The sequence below is a fragment of the Streptomyces sp. NWU339 genome (assembly GCF_003143855.1).
Taxonomy (GTDB): Bacteria; Actinomycetota; Actinomycetes; order Streptomycetales; family Streptomycetaceae; genus Streptomyces.
The window spans coordinates 76,535-93,037 of the sequence record NZ_QFRK01000022.1; the positions used below are offsets into that span (position 1 = coordinate 76,535).

General features: G+C 73.0%; 11 protein-coding genes. 7 read left to right on the forward strand and 4 right to left on the reverse strand.

Going from position 1 to position 16,503, the window contains the following annotated elements; translation table 11 throughout:
• Nucleotides 1–13: 13 nt before the first annotated feature.
• On the reverse strand, nt 14–2,326 hold the full coding sequence (locus tag DIZ27_RS24440; RefSeq protein ID WP_109380605.1) for an FdhF/YdeP family oxidoreductase: 2,313 nt from the start codon (nt 2,324–2,326) through the stop codon (nt 14–16).
• Between the two features lie 186 nt (nt 2,327–2,512).
• Between DIZ27_RS24440 and polA the strand changes: the two genes are divergently transcribed.
• Together polA and DIZ27_RS24450 are read left to right on the forward strand one after the other, a co-directional pair.
• Nucleotides 2,513–5,239: a DNA polymerase I gene (gene polA, locus DIZ27_RS24445; protein WP_109380606.1), complete on the forward strand. Its 2,727-nt coding sequence runs from the start codon at nt 2,513–2,515 to the stop codon at nt 5,237–5,239.
• Between the two features lie 369 nt (nt 5,240–5,608).
• The gene (locus DIZ27_RS24450) at nt 5,609–6,031 is read left to right on the forward strand and encodes a hypothetical protein (protein ID WP_109380607.1); all 423 of its coding nucleotides are present in this window, start codon (nt 5,609–5,611) and stop codon (nt 6,029–6,031) included.
• Here DIZ27_RS24450 and DIZ27_RS24455 read toward each other — a convergent pair.
• The gene (locus DIZ27_RS24455; protein ID WP_109380608.1) at nt 5,949–6,809 is read right to left on the reverse strand and encodes a DUF4184 family protein; all 861 of its coding nucleotides are present in this window, start codon (nt 6,807–6,809) and stop codon (nt 5,949–5,951) included. The genes DIZ27_RS24450 and DIZ27_RS24455 overlap by 83 nt on opposite strands.
• 273 nt (nt 6,810–7,082) lie before the next feature.
• Here DIZ27_RS24455 and DIZ27_RS24460 point away from each other — a divergent pair, with 273 nt between their 5' ends.
• Entirely contained in the window at nt 7,083–8,891 is a 1,809-nt protein-coding gene (locus DIZ27_RS24460; protein ID WP_109380609.1) for a lytic murein transglycosylase, read from the forward strand.
• Between the two features lie 12 nt (nt 8,892–8,903).
• Here the strand turns inward: DIZ27_RS24460 and hrpB are convergent, their stop codons facing one another.
• Both hrpB and DIZ27_RS24470 read right to left on the reverse strand, forming a co-directional pair.
• Nucleotides 8,904–11,489 carry an ATP-dependent helicase HrpB gene (hrpB, locus tag DIZ27_RS24465; RefSeq protein WP_109380610.1) on the reverse strand — a complete coding sequence of 862 codons (2,586 nt, stop codon included), beginning with the start codon at nt 11,487–11,489 and terminating at the stop codon, nt 8,904–8,906.
• A gap of 4 nt (nt 11,490–11,493) precedes the next feature.
• Nucleotides 11,494–12,315, reverse strand: coding sequence for a class I SAM-dependent methyltransferase (locus tag DIZ27_RS24470; protein ID WP_181383668.1), 822 nt, complete (start codon nt 12,313–12,315; stop codon nt 11,494–11,496).
• Between the two features lie 404 nt (nt 12,316–12,719).
• Between DIZ27_RS24470 and rpsA the strand changes: the two genes are divergently transcribed.
• The 4 genes from rpsA to DIZ27_RS24490 all read left to right on the forward strand — a co-directional run bounded on the left by rpsA (nt 12,720) and on the right by DIZ27_RS24490 (nt 16,495).
• Nucleotides 12,720–14,219, forward strand: coding sequence for a 30S ribosomal protein S1 (rpsA, locus tag DIZ27_RS24475; RefSeq protein ID WP_109380611.1), 1,500 nt, complete (start codon nt 12,720–12,722; stop codon nt 14,217–14,219).
• A 236-nt stretch (nt 14,220–14,455) separates the two neighbouring features.
• Nucleotides 14,456–15,394 carry a PAC2 family protein gene (locus tag DIZ27_RS24480; RefSeq protein WP_109380612.1) on the forward strand — a complete coding sequence of 313 codons (939 nt, stop codon included), beginning with the start codon at nt 14,456–14,458 and terminating at the stop codon, nt 15,392–15,394.
• Nucleotides 15,395–15,443: 49 nt separating this feature from the next.
• A complete protein-coding gene (gene coaE / locus DIZ27_RS24485; protein WP_109380613.1) occupies nt 15,444–16,064 on the forward strand; it encodes a dephospho-CoA kinase in 621 nt (206 codons plus the stop codon).
• Nucleotides 16,065–16,114: 50 nt separating this feature from the next.
• Nucleotides 16,115–16,495 (forward strand): tetratricopeptide repeat protein, encoded by a 381-nt coding sequence (locus DIZ27_RS24490; protein ID WP_109380614.1) that lies wholly within the window; start codon nt 16,115–16,117, stop codon nt 16,493–16,495.
• Nucleotides 16,496–16,503: the final 8 nt, after the last annotated feature.

The following is a 16,503-nucleotide window of genomic DNA, read 5'->3' on the forward strand; positions in this document are numbered from 1 at the left end:
ACTGAGCAAACGCTCAGTCGGTCGCCGATTGTTCCAGACGGACCACGACGGACTTGCTGGCCGGGGTGTTGCTGATGTCCGCGGTCGCGTCCAGCGGCACCAGGACGTTGGTCTCCGGGTAGTACGCGGCGGCGCAGCCGCGGGCCGTCGGGTAGTGCACCACGCGGAAACCGGGCGCCCTGCGCTCCACGATGTCCTTGTCGGCGTTGTCGTCCTTGTCCTTGTCGGCCTTCCACTCGCTGACCAGGTCGACGTACGAGCCGTCCGCGAGCCGCAGTTCCCGTGCGTCCTGCGGGTTGACGAGCACCACGCGGCGGCCGTTCTTGATGCCCCGGTAGCGGTCGTCCAGGCCGTAGATCGTGGTGTTGTACTGGTCGTGCGAGCGCAGCGTCTGCAACAGCAGCCGCCCCTCGGGCAGTTCGGGGTACTCCACCGGCGCGGCGGTGAAGTTGGCCTTGCCGGTGGCCGTGGGGAAGCGCCGTTCGTCGCGCGGGGCGTGGGGGAGGGCGAACCCTCCGGGGTGCGCCACGCGCGCGTTGAAGTCCTCGAAGCCGGGGATCACGCGCGCGATGCGGTCGCGGATCGTCGCGTAGTCCTTCTCGAACTCCTCCCACGGGACCTTGCTGTCCGCGCCGAGGACCCGGCGGGCCAGTCGGCACACGATGGCCGGTTCGGACAGCAGGTGCCCGCTCGCCGGTTCGAGGCGGCCGCGGGAGGCGTGCACCATGCCCATGGAGTCCTCGACCGTGACGAACTGCTCGCCGCTGTCCTGCAGATCGCGTTCGGTGCGGCCCAGGGTCGGCAGGATCAGGGCGCGCGCGCCGGTGACGACGTGCGAGCGGTTCAGCTTGGTCGACACGTGCACGGTCAGCCGGGCCCGGCGCATCGCGGCCTCGGTGACCTCCGTGTCGGGGGAGGCGGCGACGAAGTTGCCGCCCATGGCGAAGAACACCTTCGCCTTCCCGTCGCGCAGCGCGCGGATGGCCCGTACGACGTCGTAGCCGTGCTCGCGCGGGGGCGCGAAGCCGAACTCCTTCTCCAGGGCGTCGAGGAACTCCGGTGCGGGCCTCTCGAAGATGCCCATGGTGCGGTCGCCCTGCACGTTGGAGTGGCCGCGCACCGGGCAGACGCCCGCGCCGGGGCGGCCGATGTTGCCGCGCAGCAGGAGGAAGTTGACGATCTCGCGGATCATGGGCACGGAGTGCTTGTGCTGGGTGAGGCCCATCGCCCAGCACACGATGACGCGCTTCGATTCGAGGACCATGCGCAGGCACTGCTCGATGTCGCCGCGGGTGAGGCCGGTCGCGGCGAGCGTCGCGTCCCAGTCGGCGGCGCGGGCGGCCTCGGCGAACTCCTCGTAGCCGTGCGTGTGTTCGCGGACGAAGTCCTCGTCGACGGCGCCGGGCGTGTCGACGATCAGCTTGTTGAGGATGCGGAAGAGGGCCTGGTCGCCGCCGAGGCGGATCTGCAGGAACAGGTCGGTCAGGGCGGCGCCGGTGGTGAGGCCCTTGGGGGTCTGCGGATTCTTGAAGCGCTCCAGGCCCGCCTCGGGCAGCGGGTTGACGGTGATGATCCGCGCGCCGTTCGCCTTGGCCTTCTCCAGGGCGGACAGCATGCGGGGGTGGTTGGTGCCGGGGTTCTGTCCGGCGACGATGATCAGGTCGGACTTGTAGAGGTCCTCCAGCAGGACGCTGCCCTTGCCGACGCCGATCGTCTCGGACAGGGCGGAGCCGGAGGACTCGTGGCACAGGTTCGAGCAGTCGGGCAGGTTGTTGGTGCCGAGTTCTCGTGCGAAGAGCTGGTAGAGGAAGGCGGCCTCGTTGCTGGTGCGTCCGGAGGTGTAGAAGAGGGCCTCGTCGGGGGAGCCGAGGGCGGCGATCTCCTCGGCGACGATGTCGAAGGCGCGCTCCCAGGTGACGGGCTCGTAGCGGTCGCCGCCCTCGGGGAGGTACACGGGGTGGGTCAGGCGGCCCTGCTGGCCCAGCCAGTAGCCGCTGCGGCCGGCCAGGTCGGCGACGGGGTGCGCGGCGAAGAACTCGGGGGTGACCCGGCGCAGGGTGGCTTCCTCGGCCACGGCCTTCGCGCCGTTCTCGCAGAACTCCGCGGTGTGCCGGTGCTCCGGCTCCGGCCACGCGCAGCCCGGACAGTCGAAGCCGTCCTTCTGGTTGACGTTGAGCAGGGTCAGCGCCGTCCGCTTCACGCCCATCTGCCGGTGCGCCATACGCAGGCTGTGGCCGATCGCCGTGAGGCCCGCGGCCGCGTGTTTCGGCTCGGTGACCTGCGGCGCGTCCTGGACCGGATCACCCTTGGGCGGCTTGGTGGCCATCGCGCACTCCTCTTCACGTACACGTGTGACGTACGCCGCCGATCCTCGCATGCGGCGGTGCCGGCGACGGAGGGCCGGGCGGAGGGCGGGGGCTCGGGGCCGGTGAGGGCGGCCCGGGTGCCGCGGGGTGTCCCGGAAGGGCGGGGGCGGGGCCGAGTGTCAGTGACGCGTGGCAGGATCGGGGGCGTGGCAGAGACAGCAGCGAAGAAGACCGACCAGACCTCCGGCGAGACCCGTCCGCGACTGATGCTCATGGACGGGCACTCGCTGGCCTACCGCGCGTTCTTCGCGCTGCCCGCGGAGAACTTCACGACCGCGACGGGCCAGCCGACGAACGCGATCTACGGTTTCGCGTCGATGCTGGCGAACACGCTGCGCGACGAGGCGCCCACCCACTTCGCGGTGGCCTTCGACGTCTCCCGCAAGACCTGGCGGTCGGCGGAGTTCCCCGAGTACAAGGCGAACCGCTCCAAGACACCGGACGAGTTCAAGGGACAGGTCGAGCTGATCGGTGAGCTGCTCGACGCGATGCGCGCCCCGCGCTTCGCCGTCGAGGGCTTCGAGGCGGACGACGTCATCGCCACGCTCGCCACCCGCGCCGAGGCCGAGGGCTTCGACGTGCTGATCGTCACCGGCGACCGGGACTCCTTCCAGCTGGTCTCCGACCGCACCACGGTGCTGTACCCGACCAAGGGCGTCTCCGAGCTGACCCGGTTCACCCCGGAGAAGGTGGTCGAGAAGTACGGGCTGACGCCCGCGCAGTACCCGGACTTCGCGGCGCTGCGCGGCGACCCGTCCGACAACCTGCCCGGCATCCCCGGCGTCGGCGAGAAGACGGCCGCGAAGTGGATCAACCAGTTCGGTTCCTTCGCGGACCTCGTCGAGCGCGTCGACGAGGTCAAGGGCAAGGCCGGGCAGAACCTGCGCGACCACCTGGAGTCGGTCAAGCTCAACCGCCGCCTCACCGAGCTGGAGCGGCAGGTCGAGCTGGGCAGGGACGTCGCCGACCTGGAGCGGACCGCCTACGACCGCAAGGCCGTCGCGGTGATCCTGGACACCCTGGAGATCAGGAACCCGTCGCTGCGTGAGCGGCTCTTCGCCGTCGACCCGGGCGCGCAGGAGTCCGAGGCCGCCCCGGTCGTCGCGGACGGGGTGGAGCTGGACGGCACCGTCCTGGGCGCGGGCGAGCTGGCCGGCTGGCTCTCCGAGCACGGCACCGCGCCCCTGGGCGTCGCCACGGTCGACACCTGGGCGCTGGGGACCGGCTCGGTCGCCGAGATCGCCCTGGCCGCGGCCGCGGGGCCGGCCGCCTGGTTCGACCCGGCCGAGCTGGACGAGGGCGACGAGCGGGCGTTCGCCGCATGGCTCGCCGACGAGGACCGGCCCAAGGTGTTCCACAACGCCAAGGGCGCGATGCGGGTCTTCGCCGAGCACGGCTGGAGCATCCGGGGCGTCTCCATGGACACCGCGCTCGCCGCCTACCTGGTCAAGCCGGGCCGCCGCTCCTTCGACCTGGACGCACTGTCCCTGGAGTACCTGCACCGCGAGCTGGCGCCCGCCGCCACGGCCGACGGCCAGCTGGCCTTCGGCGCGGACGACACCGCCGAGGCCGAGGCGCTGATGGTGCAGGCCCGCGCGGTCCTCGACCTGGGCGAGGCCTTCGAGGGCCGCCTCCAGGACGTGGGCGCCGCGGATCTGCTGCGGGACGTGGAACTGCCGACGTCCGTCCTGCTGGCCCGCATGGAGCGGCACGGCATCGCGGCGGACCGAGCCCACCTCGAGGGCATGGAGCAGATGTTCGCGGGCGCCGTGCAGCAGGCCGTGAAGGAGGCGCACGCGGCGGCGGGACACGAGTTCAACCTGGGCTCGCCCAAGCAGCTCCAGGAGGTCCTCTTCGGTGAACTCGGCCTGCCGAAGACGAAGAAGACCAAGACCGGGTACACCACCGACGCCGACGCCCTGGCCTGGCTGGCGGGCCGGACCGACAACGAGCTGCCGGTGATCATGCTCCGGCACCGTGAGCAGGCGAAGCTGCGCGTCACCGTCGAGGGGCTGATCAAGACCATCGCCGCGGACGGCCGCATCCACACCACGTTCAACCAGACGGTCGCCGCCACCGGCCGCCTGTCGTCGACCGACCCGAACCTGCAGAACATCCCGGTCCGCACCGACGAGGGCCGCGCGATCCGCCGAGGGTTCGTCGTCGGAGAGGGCTTCGAGTCGCTGATGACGGCGGACTACAGCCAGATCGAACTGCGGGTGATGGCCCACCTCTCCGAGGACGCCGGCCTCATCGAGGCGTTCACCTCCGGCGAGGACCTGCACACCACCGCCGCCGCGCAGGTGTTCGCGGTCGAGCAGTCCGCGGTCGACGCGGAGATGCGCCGCAAGATCAAGGCGATGTCGTACGGCCTCGCGTACGGGCTGTCCGCCTTCGGCCTCTCCCAGCAGCTGAACATCGAGGCGGCCGAGGCCCGTGCCCTGATGGACGCGTACTTCGAGCGGTTCGGCGGGGTGCGGGACTACCTGCGCCGCGTGGTCGACGAGGCTCGGGCCACGGGTTACACGGCGACCCTCTTCGGCCGCCGGCGCTACCTGCCCGACCTCAACAGCGACAACCGCCAGCGCCGGGAGGCGGCCGAGCGGATGGCGCTGAACGCGCCGATCCAGGGCACGGCGGCGGACATCGTCAAGATCGCCATGCTGAACGTGGACCGAGCGCTGCGCGAGGCGGACCTCACGTCCCGGATGCTCCTCCAGGTCCACGACGAGATCGTCCTGGAGATCGCCCCCGGCGAGCGCCCGGCCGCGGAAGAGCTGATCCGCCGGGAGATGGCCGCAGCGGTCCGGCTCCGCGTCCCCCTGGGCGTCTCGATCGGCGCGGGCCCGGACTGGGAGTCGGCGGCGCACTAGCCCTGCGGGGCGGAGGCGGCGGGCCGCGACGGAGGGCGCTCGACGGGCGCCCTCCGCCACGGCCCCGTGGTGCCTCGCGCGGAGCCGGGCCGCCGGAAGGTGCCGGCCCGGTCCCGCGCGGTGGCCACGGCACCGGCCCGCCGGGCGTGGGCGGCCGCGGGCACCAGGGCCCCGCTGCCGACGGCACCTGCGGCAGTCCGCCCGTCCGCCGTGCGGCGGGCTGTCGAGGTGCCCCTCCTCGGGTCTTTCGCGGTCCGGGGCCGGCACACCGTCTGCCGGCCACGCCCATGCCCCGTCCTCGCGAGGGGCCTCACTCGCGTGGACCCCGCGGGCGGGCCGTGGCGGGGGCCGGGCGCCAGGATGCGGGGCATGGGTATACGCATGCTGCACCGCAGAGCGGGGCCCCCGCCGACCGACGCCGACGGACCCACCCTCGAGGCGTTGTCGCCGGTTCCGGTCTTCGCGGCCACCGCGAGTACCGCCCGTACTCCCGCCCCCCTCACGACCGCGTTGCGCCGTGCCGGCCGACGGCGCACCGGCCGCGGGGCCACCGCCGCACTGCCCGCACCGTCGCCCGGCGCCGGCGAGCCGCCCCCGTGGCGGCTGTGGACCGAGCTGACCCGCGGCTATCTGGCGCTCGCCCTCACCCTGTTGCCCCGCCCCCGCCCCGTCCGTACCGTCACCGTGTTCGTGGCGGCCGGGGATACCCTCAGCGTGCGGCCGTACGGCTCGGCCGCCCCGTACCGGAGTCATCAAGGTCCCCGGTGGCCGGGGCCGGACGCAGCGCCCTGACCGCCACGGCGTACAGCGGCAGCGCGACCACGAGCCCGGCGCCCGCCCCGAAGCACACCGTGGGGATCAACTCCCAGGGCTTCGCGGTCGCACCCCAGTAGTCCCACCACCGCGAGGCCCGATGCACGGCCCCCACCAGCGCACAGCCGCCGAGCAGCGCGGCGGCCGCCCACCGGTCGGCCGCGGACAGCGACGGCACCCCCGCCGGCGCGGACCGGGGCGCCGCCCGCTTCAGCGCCCGCGCCAGGAACACGACGATCACCACCGCGGCCACCGCCGAACCGCCGTACTGCAGGTACCAGTACAGCGGTGAGCCCGCGATCTCCCGTCCCAGGACGGGGAAGACCCGCATCCCCCACCGGTCGAGGTGCGTGAACGCGTCCCACACCACGTGCGTCAGCGCACCGAGCACGGCCGAGACGTACCAGCGCGCCACCAGGGAAGCCCGCACGCGCGCGGGGGGCGTGCCGCAACGCAGCAGGGCGGCCGTCCGCCCCTGCCGGGGCCGCGGCAGCAGCGCCACGAGAGGTTCGCGGATCAGGAGCCACAGACCCACCAGCGCCCAGGCGAGGCACACGTCCACGGTGAGGACGCCCGGGAACGAGTGGGTGAAGTCTCCGAACTCCATCGCTCCGGACAGGACGCTGGCCGTGTAGTAGGTCAGGTCCGGGGCGAGACTGCCCGCCACGAGAACGGCCGGCACCAGGGGGCCCCGGCCGGTCCCGTCGGTTCGTACGGCGGGCAGGACCGCCGCCGCATGGCTCAACGTGAAGGGCAACTCGGCTCCCCGGAAGGTTCGTTGACCGGGCTGGTCGGTCCCGGTGCTCGGCGGGCCCCAGTATGCGCGACACCCCTCCGTGCTCGTGCGGGAACGAATGTGACCAACCGGTGAATACCGGGCATGAACGGGTGTGCGGGCAAAGGATGTTGCCGTAGGGTCGCGGGAGTCGCCGTGCCAGGTGCAACCGGCGGGCGGGCTGAATCGTCACAACTGGGCGAGTGTGGCAGACGTTGACGGATGCTCCGGCGTCCGCGGGGAGGGGTTCACTCTATGGCGGCGCATTTCGGCAGGAGGCTGCGCAAGGGGGCGGCAACCACCGCCGTGGCGGCGGCCGCGGTGGCGGCCCTGTCCGCGTCCCAGGCCCCGGGTGCGACGATCGACGACCCGGCGGGCCGGGCCGCCCCGGACGCCGCCTCGGCGCCCGAGGAGAGCGCCGACGGCTCCGGCGCGACCGGCAACTCGCCCTACTACACGGACCTGCCGCCGCTCAACAGCCCCAACCCCTCCCCGTCCGCGGGCACCGGCCCGCTCACGCCGGGCGCTTCCGAGGCGGGCATACCCGCGACCGTCCTCGACGCCTACAAGAAGGCCGAGGCGGCGCTGCGCGAGTCCAAGCCCGGCTGCAACCTGCCCTGGCAACTGCTCGCCGCCATCGGCAAGGTGGAGTCCGGCCAGGCCCGCGGCGGGCGCGTCGACGCCGAGGGCACCACCCTCTCCCCGATCATCGGCCCGCAGCTCGACGGCAACGGCTTCGCGCTCATCCGGGACACCGACAACGGCGTGTACGACGGCAACAGCGCCTACGACAACGCCGTCGGCCCCATGCAGTTCATACCGTCCACCTGGGCGTGGGCGGGCCGCGACGGCAACGGCGACGGCCGCAAGGACCCCAACAACATCTACGACGCCGCCCTGGCCGCCGGCCACTACCTGTGCCGCTTCGGCTGGGACCTGTCCGACCGGGCGGACCTCGAGAAGGCGATCCTCAGCTACAACCAGTCGACGGACTACCTGAACACCGTCCTGTCGTGGCTGGAGTACTACCGCAAGGGCACGCACGAGATCCCGGACGGCACCGGCGCCCTGCCCGGCGACCGCAGCGACGACCACACCACACGCCCCACTCCGGCTGCGTCGTCGCCGTCGACGCAGCCGGGCACCACCCCCTCGGCACCGGGCACGTCGCCGAAGCCCAGCCCCAGCCCCGACAAGCCGGGTGGCGGCAGCGGCACCGGCTCCAAGCCGCCGGCCTCCTCCCCGGGCACGCCGAGCACACCGCCGGGCGCACCGCCGAGTACACAGCCACCGACGACACCACCGCCCGGCAAGCCCCCCACGCCCACCGACACGGTGGACCACCTGGAGAACGCCGGCACGGGCAAGCTCACCGCGATGGCGGGCGACGCGTTCACCGAGAGGATCCGCGCCCGCGCGGAGACGGACGAGGGCAAGGCCGTCGCGAAGGTGCGGATCCGCTTCACCGTCCTCGGCGACACCGACACCACCTTCACCGGCGGCGAGAGCGTGGCCACCGTCGTCACCGACAGCGCCGGTGTCGCCGTGGCGCCCGCGCTCCGGGCGGGCGAGAAGACGGGCGACGTCACCGTCCGCGCCACCGTCGTCGGCCGCGCCGTCCCGGGCCTCGGCTACCGGGCCACCGTCACCGAGCGCACCGCCGACACCGTCGTGCGCACCGGGGACGAGGCACTGACCTGCACCCCGGGCGGCGAGTTCGCCCATCGGGTCGAGGTGCGGGCCACCCGCGGCGGCGCCCCGGCCGGCAAGGTCGAGGCCACCGCCACGCTGATCACGTCGGCCGACGACCCGGCCGTCAACGACGAGGGCCCCTATTTCAAGGACGACGACGGCAAGGCCGTCCGCACCCTGAGCGGCCTGGAGACGGACGAGGACGGTCTCCTGACGCTGCCGCAGCTCTACGCGGACGACACCACCGGCACCTTCCTGCTCCGCGTCACCACCGCGGGCGGCGCGACCCTCACGGTCGAACTGACCGTGGCCGCCGCCGAGACGGAGTCCCCCGGCCCGTCGGCGTCCCCCGACCCCGCCACCGACTCGTAGTCGGGAGCAGGGTCACCGCCTGAGCCGCGCGTTGGTGTGCCGGGTCGGCTCGGCTGCGGCCGGGTCCTCGGGCCACGGATGCCGGGGGTAACGACCGCGCAGCTCGGCCCGTACGCCCTTGTATCCGTCCTGCCAGAAGGAGGCGAGGTCGGAGGTGACGGCGGCGGGCCGCCCGGCCGGGGAGAGCAGGTGCACCAGCAGGGGCACCCCGGCCACCCGCGGCGACTCCTGGAGCCCGAACATCTCCTGGAGTTTCACCGCGAGCACCGGCTGCCCGGCGTCGGAGTAGTCGATCCGGATCGCGGACCCGCTGGGTACGGTGATCCGCTCGGGGGCCAGCTCGTCCAGCCGGGCGGCCTGCCCGGACGCCCACGGCAGCAGCCGGCCGAGGGCCTGGCCTGCGTCGATCCGCGCCAGGTCGGCCCGGCGCCGGGCGCGGCTCAGCTCGGGCTCCAGCCACTCCTCCACGCGCGCGTGGAGCGCGTCGTCGGACACATCGGGCCAGGGGGCGCCGAGCCGGCCGTGCAGGAAGGCCAGCCGCTGCCGCAGCACGGTTGCTCCCGTCGGCCACCGCAGCAGTCCGAACCCCTCCTGCCGCAGCCCCTCCAGCAGCGCGGCCCGCACCAGGGCGGGCTCCGCGTCGGTGCGGGGCCGTACCGCCAGTTCCACCGCCCCCAGCCGCTCGACCCGGCGGGCGACGACATCGCCGTCGGCCCAGTGCACCTCCTCGCGCGTCTCCAGCAGGGTCCCGGCCGCCCACCGCGCGGTCTGCTCGTCGACGGCCGCGGCGAGCCGCACGCGCGCGTGCCCCCGCCCCACCGGCCGGTCGGCGGCGGCGACCGCGATCCAGGGAGCGCCCCGCAGCCCGGTGTCCTCGCCGGCCTCGGCGCGCGTCCCGGACACCATCAGATACGAACCGCCCTCCGCGCGGGCGATCCGCTCGGGAAACGCGAGCGCGGCCACCAGCCCGACACGGGCGCCCTCCCCGCCCTTCCAGCCCTCTCCACCCTTCTGGCCCTCCCCGCCCGTCGGCACGGGCGGCGCGGCGGGGAGGGCTTCCGGGGAGACCTCCGAGGCGAGCGACCGCAGCCGACGCGCCTCCGCCCGCCACCGCTGCGCATAGGCGTCGTCCCCGCGCCGCGCGGCGCGCAGCGCCTCCGCGAGGTCGTCCCCGTAGCCGCGCGGCGCCTCCTCGCCGATCAGCGCGACCACGTCGGCGGCGAGCGCCCGGCCCACGGCCGGTGCCGCGTCCAGCAGCGCCCGCCCCAGCCGGGGGTGCAGGCCCAGCCGGGCCAGCCGCGTGCCCCGCTCCGTGGCCCGCCCGTCGGCGCCGACGGCCCCGATCGCCGTCAGGACGGCCCCGGCCGCCGCCATCGCCCCGCGCGGCGGCGGATCGAGCAGCGCGAGCCCGGAGGCGTCCGGATCGCCCCAGCAGGCCGCCTGCAGCGCGAACGCCGTCAGGTCGGCCACCTTGATCTCGGGGGCGGGGAACCGGGGCAGCCGCGCGTCCTCGGCCTCCGCCCAGCACCGGTACACCGCGCCCGGCGCCTCACGTCCGGCCCGCCCCGCCCGCTGCCTGCCCGCCGCCTGCGAGGCCCGTACCGTCGTCAGCGCGCTCAGCCCGCGCGCGTGGTCGACGCGGGGCTCACGCGCGAGTCCCGCGTCCACGACCACCCGGACCCCCGGAACCGTCAGTGACGACTCCGCCACCGAGGTCGCCAGCACCACCCGGCGCCGCTGCCCGGGGGCCAGCACCGCGTCCTGCACCGATGCCGGCGCCCGCCCGTGGACCTGGAGCACCTCGACCGCTCCGAGTTGTCCCAGCTGTCCCAGCTGCCCCGGCTGCCCCAGCTGCGCGGCGACCCGGGCGATCTCGCCCACGCCGGGCAGGAACACCAGGACGTCACCGTCCCGTTCGGCCAGCGCCCGCCGCACCACCGACGCCACATGCGTCAGCAGCGCCGGGTCGACCCGCATGCCGTGCGGCGGCCGTACCGGACGCGCGGGAGGGGCCCACACCACCTCCACCGGATGGGCCGTGCCGTGCGCCTCGACCACGGGCGCGTCGCCCAGCAGCCGCGCCCAGCCCGCCGCGTCGGTCGTCGCCGACGCGGCCACCAGGCGCAGCTCCGGCCGCAGGGTCTCGCGCACGTCCCACAGGAACGCCGCCGCCGTGTCCGCGTCCAGATGCCGCTCGTGGCACTCGTCGAGCACCACCGCGTCCACCCCGGTCAGTTCCTGGTCCCGCTGCAGCCGCTGCAGGAGCACGCCGGTCGTGACGACCTCCACGCGCGTGCGGCTCCCGACCACCCGCTCCCCGCGCACCGTGAAACCCACGGACCCGCCGGCCCGCTCGCCCAGCAGCCAGGCCATCCGCCGGGCCGCCGCCCGTGCCGCGATCCGCCGGGGCTCGGCGACCACCACCCGCCGCGCGGGCCCGCCATCGACCAGCCCGGCCAGCACCAGCGGCACGAGGGTCGTCTTGCCGGTGCCGGGCGGGGCGACGAGAACGGCGGTGCCGTGCGCCTCCAGGGCGTCGGTCAGCGCGGGAAGGGCCTCGCGCACCGGGAGGGCGTCGAGAGCGTCGTGACGGACCACGCACTCAGTCCCGTACGCACACGAAGATCGCCGTGCCCGGGATCAGGTGTCCGCGCAGCGGGGACCAGCCGCCCCACTCGGAGGTGTTCCACTCCGGCCACTCCGGTTCCACCAGGTCCACCAGGCGAAAGCCCGAGGCGGTGATGTCGCGGACGCGGTCGCCCAGCGTCCTGTGGTGCTCGACGTACACCGCGCGGCCCTGCTCGTCCTGCTCGACGTAGGGCGTGCGGTCGAAGTAGGAGCCGGAGACGCTCAGTCCCTCCGGGCCGGGCTCGTCCGGGAACGCCCAGCGCACCGGATGCGTGACGGAGAAGACGAGCCGGCCCCCGGGCCGCAGCACCCGGCGCACCTCGCGCAGCACCAGCCGCGGGTCGGCGACGAAGGGCAGCGCCCCGTACGCCGAGCAGGCCAGGTCGAAGGAGGCGTCCGCGAACGGCAGGGCGCCCGCGTCGGCGCACACCAGCGGAAACGGGCCCCCGATGCGCAGCGCGTGCTGCAACTGCCGGTGCGAGATGTCCAGGGCCACCGGGCGCGCACCCTGCGCGGCCAGCCAGCGTGAGCACTGGGCCGCGCCGGCGCCGAGTTCCAGGACGTCGCGGTCCTTCAGGTCCTCCGGCGGGCCGAGCAGTTCGGCCTCCACCTCGTCCAGCCCCTCGGGGCACCACACGAAGCGGTCGTCGCCGAGGAACGTGCCGTGCTCGACCTGGTACTCGTCCGCGTTGCGGTCCCACCAGCCCCGGTTGGCGCGGGAGCTCTCGGTGACGCCGGCGTTCCGTCGGGTCGCCTCGGGTTCGGACGCTTCGGGCTCTTGGATGATCAGCTCCATCGTCGTACTCTTCCGTCAAGTTGCCCCGGCTGTCGCCGCGGGGGGCGCGCGAGGTCCTGCGTGGCGCGGGTCCCGCGTGGCCTCGAGGCGGCGTCTGACGTGCGGCGCTACCCCCAGAAGGGGGAATTGTGCCGGTTATGCGGCGATCCGCCCCGGGTGGGGGGCTTCGCGCATTGACCCTGCCCGGCTGCCCCCGTATGCTACAAGTTGCGCTGCGGGCCTGCGCACCTCAGACATAGCAGGCTGCGCTCGCATCTGTTGTATGTCCCCTCGGTTCTCGAGGCGCCACCGGGACACCCGGTGATGGAACGGCGCTTCTTTTGCTGTCCGGCTTCTGCAGAGCGAAACGGGCTCCGGCGTAGCAGTACCTACGACTCACTGTCCGTACCGGAGCCCTTTCCCACATGACGAGCAGCACCGAGACCACCGCCACCACCCCGCAGGTTGCGGTCAACGACATCGGTAACGAGGAAGCCTTCCTCGCCGCGATCGACGAGACGATCAAGTACTTCAACGACGGCGACATCGTCGACGGCGTCATCGTGAAGGTCGACCGGGACGAGGTCCTGCTCGACATCGGTTACAAGACCGAAGGTGTCATCCCGAGCCGCGAGCTCTCGATCAAGCACGATGTCGACCCCAACGAGGTCGTCGCCGTCGGTGACGAGATCGAAGCCCTTGTTCTCCAGAAGGAGGACAAGGAAGGCCGCCTGATCCTCTCGAAGAAGCGCGCCCAGTACGAGCGTGCCTGGGGCACCATCGAGAAGATCAAGGAAGAGGACGGCATCGTCACCGGTACCGTCATCGAGGTCGTCAAGGGTGGTCTCATCCTCGACATCGGCCTCCGCGGCTTCCTCCCGGCCTCCCTGGTCGAGATGCGCCGCGTCCGCGACCTCCAGCCCTACGTGGGCAAGGAGCTCGAGGCGAAGATCATCGAGCTGGACAAGAACCGCAACAACGTGGTCCTGTCCCGCCGTGCCTGGCTGGAGCAGACCCAGTCCGAGGTCCGCCAGACGTTCCTCACCACCCTCCAGAAGGGTCAGGTCCGTTCCGGCGTCGTCTCCTCGATCGTCAACTTCGGTGCCTTCGTGGACCTGGGTGGCGTGGACGGCCTGGTGCACGTCTCCGAGCTGTCCTGGAAGCACATCGACCACCCCTCCGAGGTCGTCGAGGTCGGTCAGGAAGTCACCGTCGAGGTGCTCGACGTCGACATGGACCGCGAGCGTGTCTCCCTGTCGCTGAAGGCGACCCAGGAAGACCCGTGGCAGCAGTTCGCCCGCACCCACCAGATCGGCCAGGTCGTGCCCGGCAAGGTCACGAAGCTGGTTCCGTTCGGTGCGTTCGTCCGCGTGGACGAGGGCATCGAGGGTCTGGTCCACATCTCCGAGCTGGCCGAGCGCCACGTGGAGATCCCGGAGCAGGTCGTCCAGGTCAACGACGAGATCTTCGTCAAGGTCATCGACATCGACCTCGAGCGCCGTCGCATCAGCCTCTCGCTGAAGCAGGCCAACGAGGCCTTCGGCGCCGACCCGACGGCGGTCGAGTTCGACCCGACCCTGTACGGCATGGCCGCGTCCTACGACGACCAGGGCAACTACATCTACCCCGAGGGCTTCGACCCCGAGACCAACGACTGGCTCGAGGGCTACGAGGCTCAGCGGGAGGCGTGGGAGACCCAGTACGCCGAGGCGCAGTCCCGCTTCGAGCAGCACCAGGCGCAGGTCATCAAGTCCCGCGAGGCGGACGAGAAGGCCGCTGCCGAGGGTGGCGACACCGCGGGTGCGGCTCCGGCCGCGTCCGGTGGCGGCTCGTACTCCTCCGAGGGCGGCGACAACTCCGGCGCCCTGGCCTCGGACGAGGCGCTGGCCGCGCTGCGCGAGAAGCTGGCCGGCGGCCAGAGCTGAAATCCGGCCGCTGAGCTCTAGCCGGTAACTGAGGGGCCGCACCTTTCGAGGTGCGGCCCCTCAGTGCTGCGCTTCGGGGTCGGGCGTCGACTGCGGACCGGTGGGAGCTCGTCGCGCCCGCGCAGCGGAGCCGCATGTCGACACGGCCCCGCGCCCCTCGGGGAGTTGTCCTCACCCGGGAATGCCGGTGCCGCGCGTCACGTTGTCCCCTAGGAACACGAGGAGGAGCGGTCACGGTGCTTGATCCGCAGGGTTTGTACGCATGGGAGCCGAAGGGGCTGGCCGTCGTCGACATGGCGCTCGCCCAGGAATCGGCCGGACTTGTCATGCTCTACCACTTCGACGGGTACATCGACGCGGGCGAGACCGGCGACCAGATCGCCGAGCGGCTGCTCGACTCGCTGCCCCACCAGGTGGTCGCCCGGTTCGACCACGACCGGCTCGTCGACTACCGGGCCCGGCGCCCGCTGCTGACCTTCACCCGCGACCGCTGGACCGACTACGAGGTGCCCGCCCTCGAGGTGCGGCTGGTCCAGGACGCCACCGGGGCGCCGTTCCTGCTGCTGTCCGGTCCCGAACCGGACGTCGAGTGGGAGAGATTCGCCGCCGCGGTGCGGCAGATCGTGGAGCGGCTCGGCGTCCGCCTCTCGGTGAACTTCCACGGCATCCCGATGGGCGTCCCGCACACGCGACCGGTGGGCATCACCCCGCACGGCAACCGCACCGACCTCGTCCCGGGCCACACCGGCCCCTTCGAGGAGGCGCAGGTGCCCGGCAGCGCCGAGGGACTCGTCGAGTACCGGCTCATGCAGGCCGGGCACGACGTGCTGGGCGTCGCCGCGCACGTGCCGCACTACATCGCCCGCTCGGCTTACCCGGACGCGGCGCTGACCGCCCTGGAGGCCATCACGGCCGCGACCGGCCTGGTCCTGCCGGGCGTGGCGCACTCCCTGCGCACCGACGCCCACCGCACGCAGACCGAGATCGACCGCCAGGTCCGGGAGGGCGACGACGAGCTCACGGCCCTCATCCAGGGCCTCGAGCACCAGTACGACGCCGCCGCGGGCGCCGAGACCAGGGGCAACATGCTCGCCGAGCCGGTGGAGATCCCGTCGGCGGACGAGATCGGGCTCGAGTTCGAGCGGTTCCTCGCGGAGCGCGAAGGCGACAACTGAGACAGGGCCGCCACCGTCGCCGTCGGCGGCAGGCCCTAAGCTTCGGGTCATGCTGACGGTGGGCCTGACCGGCGGGATCGGAGCCGGCAAGAGCGAGGTGTCGCGGCTGCTCGTCGAGTGCGGGGCCGTACTGATCGACGCGGACCGCATCGCGCGCGAGGTCGTCGCACCGGGGACACCCGGACTCGCGGCGGTCGTGGAGTCCTTCGGCGAGGGCGTACTCGCCGAGGACGGCGGCCTGGACCGGCCGAGACTGGGATCGATCGTCTTCGCCGACCCGGAGAAGCTCGCCGTCCTCAACTCGATCGTCCACCCCCTGGTGGGCGCCCGCTCCCGTGAGCTGGAGGAAGCCGCCGCCGAGGACGCCGTCGTCGTCCACGACGTACCCCTGCTCACGGAGAACGGCCTCGCTTCCCTCTACGACCTCGTGATCGTGGTCGACGCGAGCGCCGAGACCCAGCTCGACCGTCTCGTGGGCCGCCGCGGCATGAGCGAGCAGGACGCACGCGCGCGGATGGCCGCCCAGGCGACGCGCGAGCAGCGCCGGGAGATCGCGGACGTCGTCATCGACAACGACGTCCCCCTGGAGGAGCTGGCACGGCGGGTGAAGGACATATGGGCCGAACTCGTGCGCAGGGAGCGGGCGGCCCGCCGGCCCGCGCAGGAATAGGGGTCCCCGTCCGGGGCGTTGAACCGGTTCGACGAGGGAAGGATGCGGCTGTGCCCGAGCTCAGTGGTTCGACCGGACGTACGCCGGAGACACATGTCATCGACTTCCGTGCCGCCGAGCAGCTGCTCGCCTCGCGGGACCCGCGGGGCGCGGTGAAGCTGCTCGACGGGGTCATCGACGCGTACCCGGAGAACACCGCGGCGCGGTTGCTGCGCGCGCGTGCGTTCTTCGCGGCGGCCCAGCTGAGGCCGGCCGAGCTCGAGTTCTCCATCGTCCTGGAGCGCGAGCCGGACAACGCCTTCGCGCACTTCGCGCTCGCCCGTACCTACCAGCGGCAGAGCCGCCCCGAACCGGCCAGGCGCCACTTCCGGCTGGCCGCCGCGCTGGACCCGAACCCGGAGTACCTGAAGGCCGCGAGCTTCGACACCTGAGGGGGCCG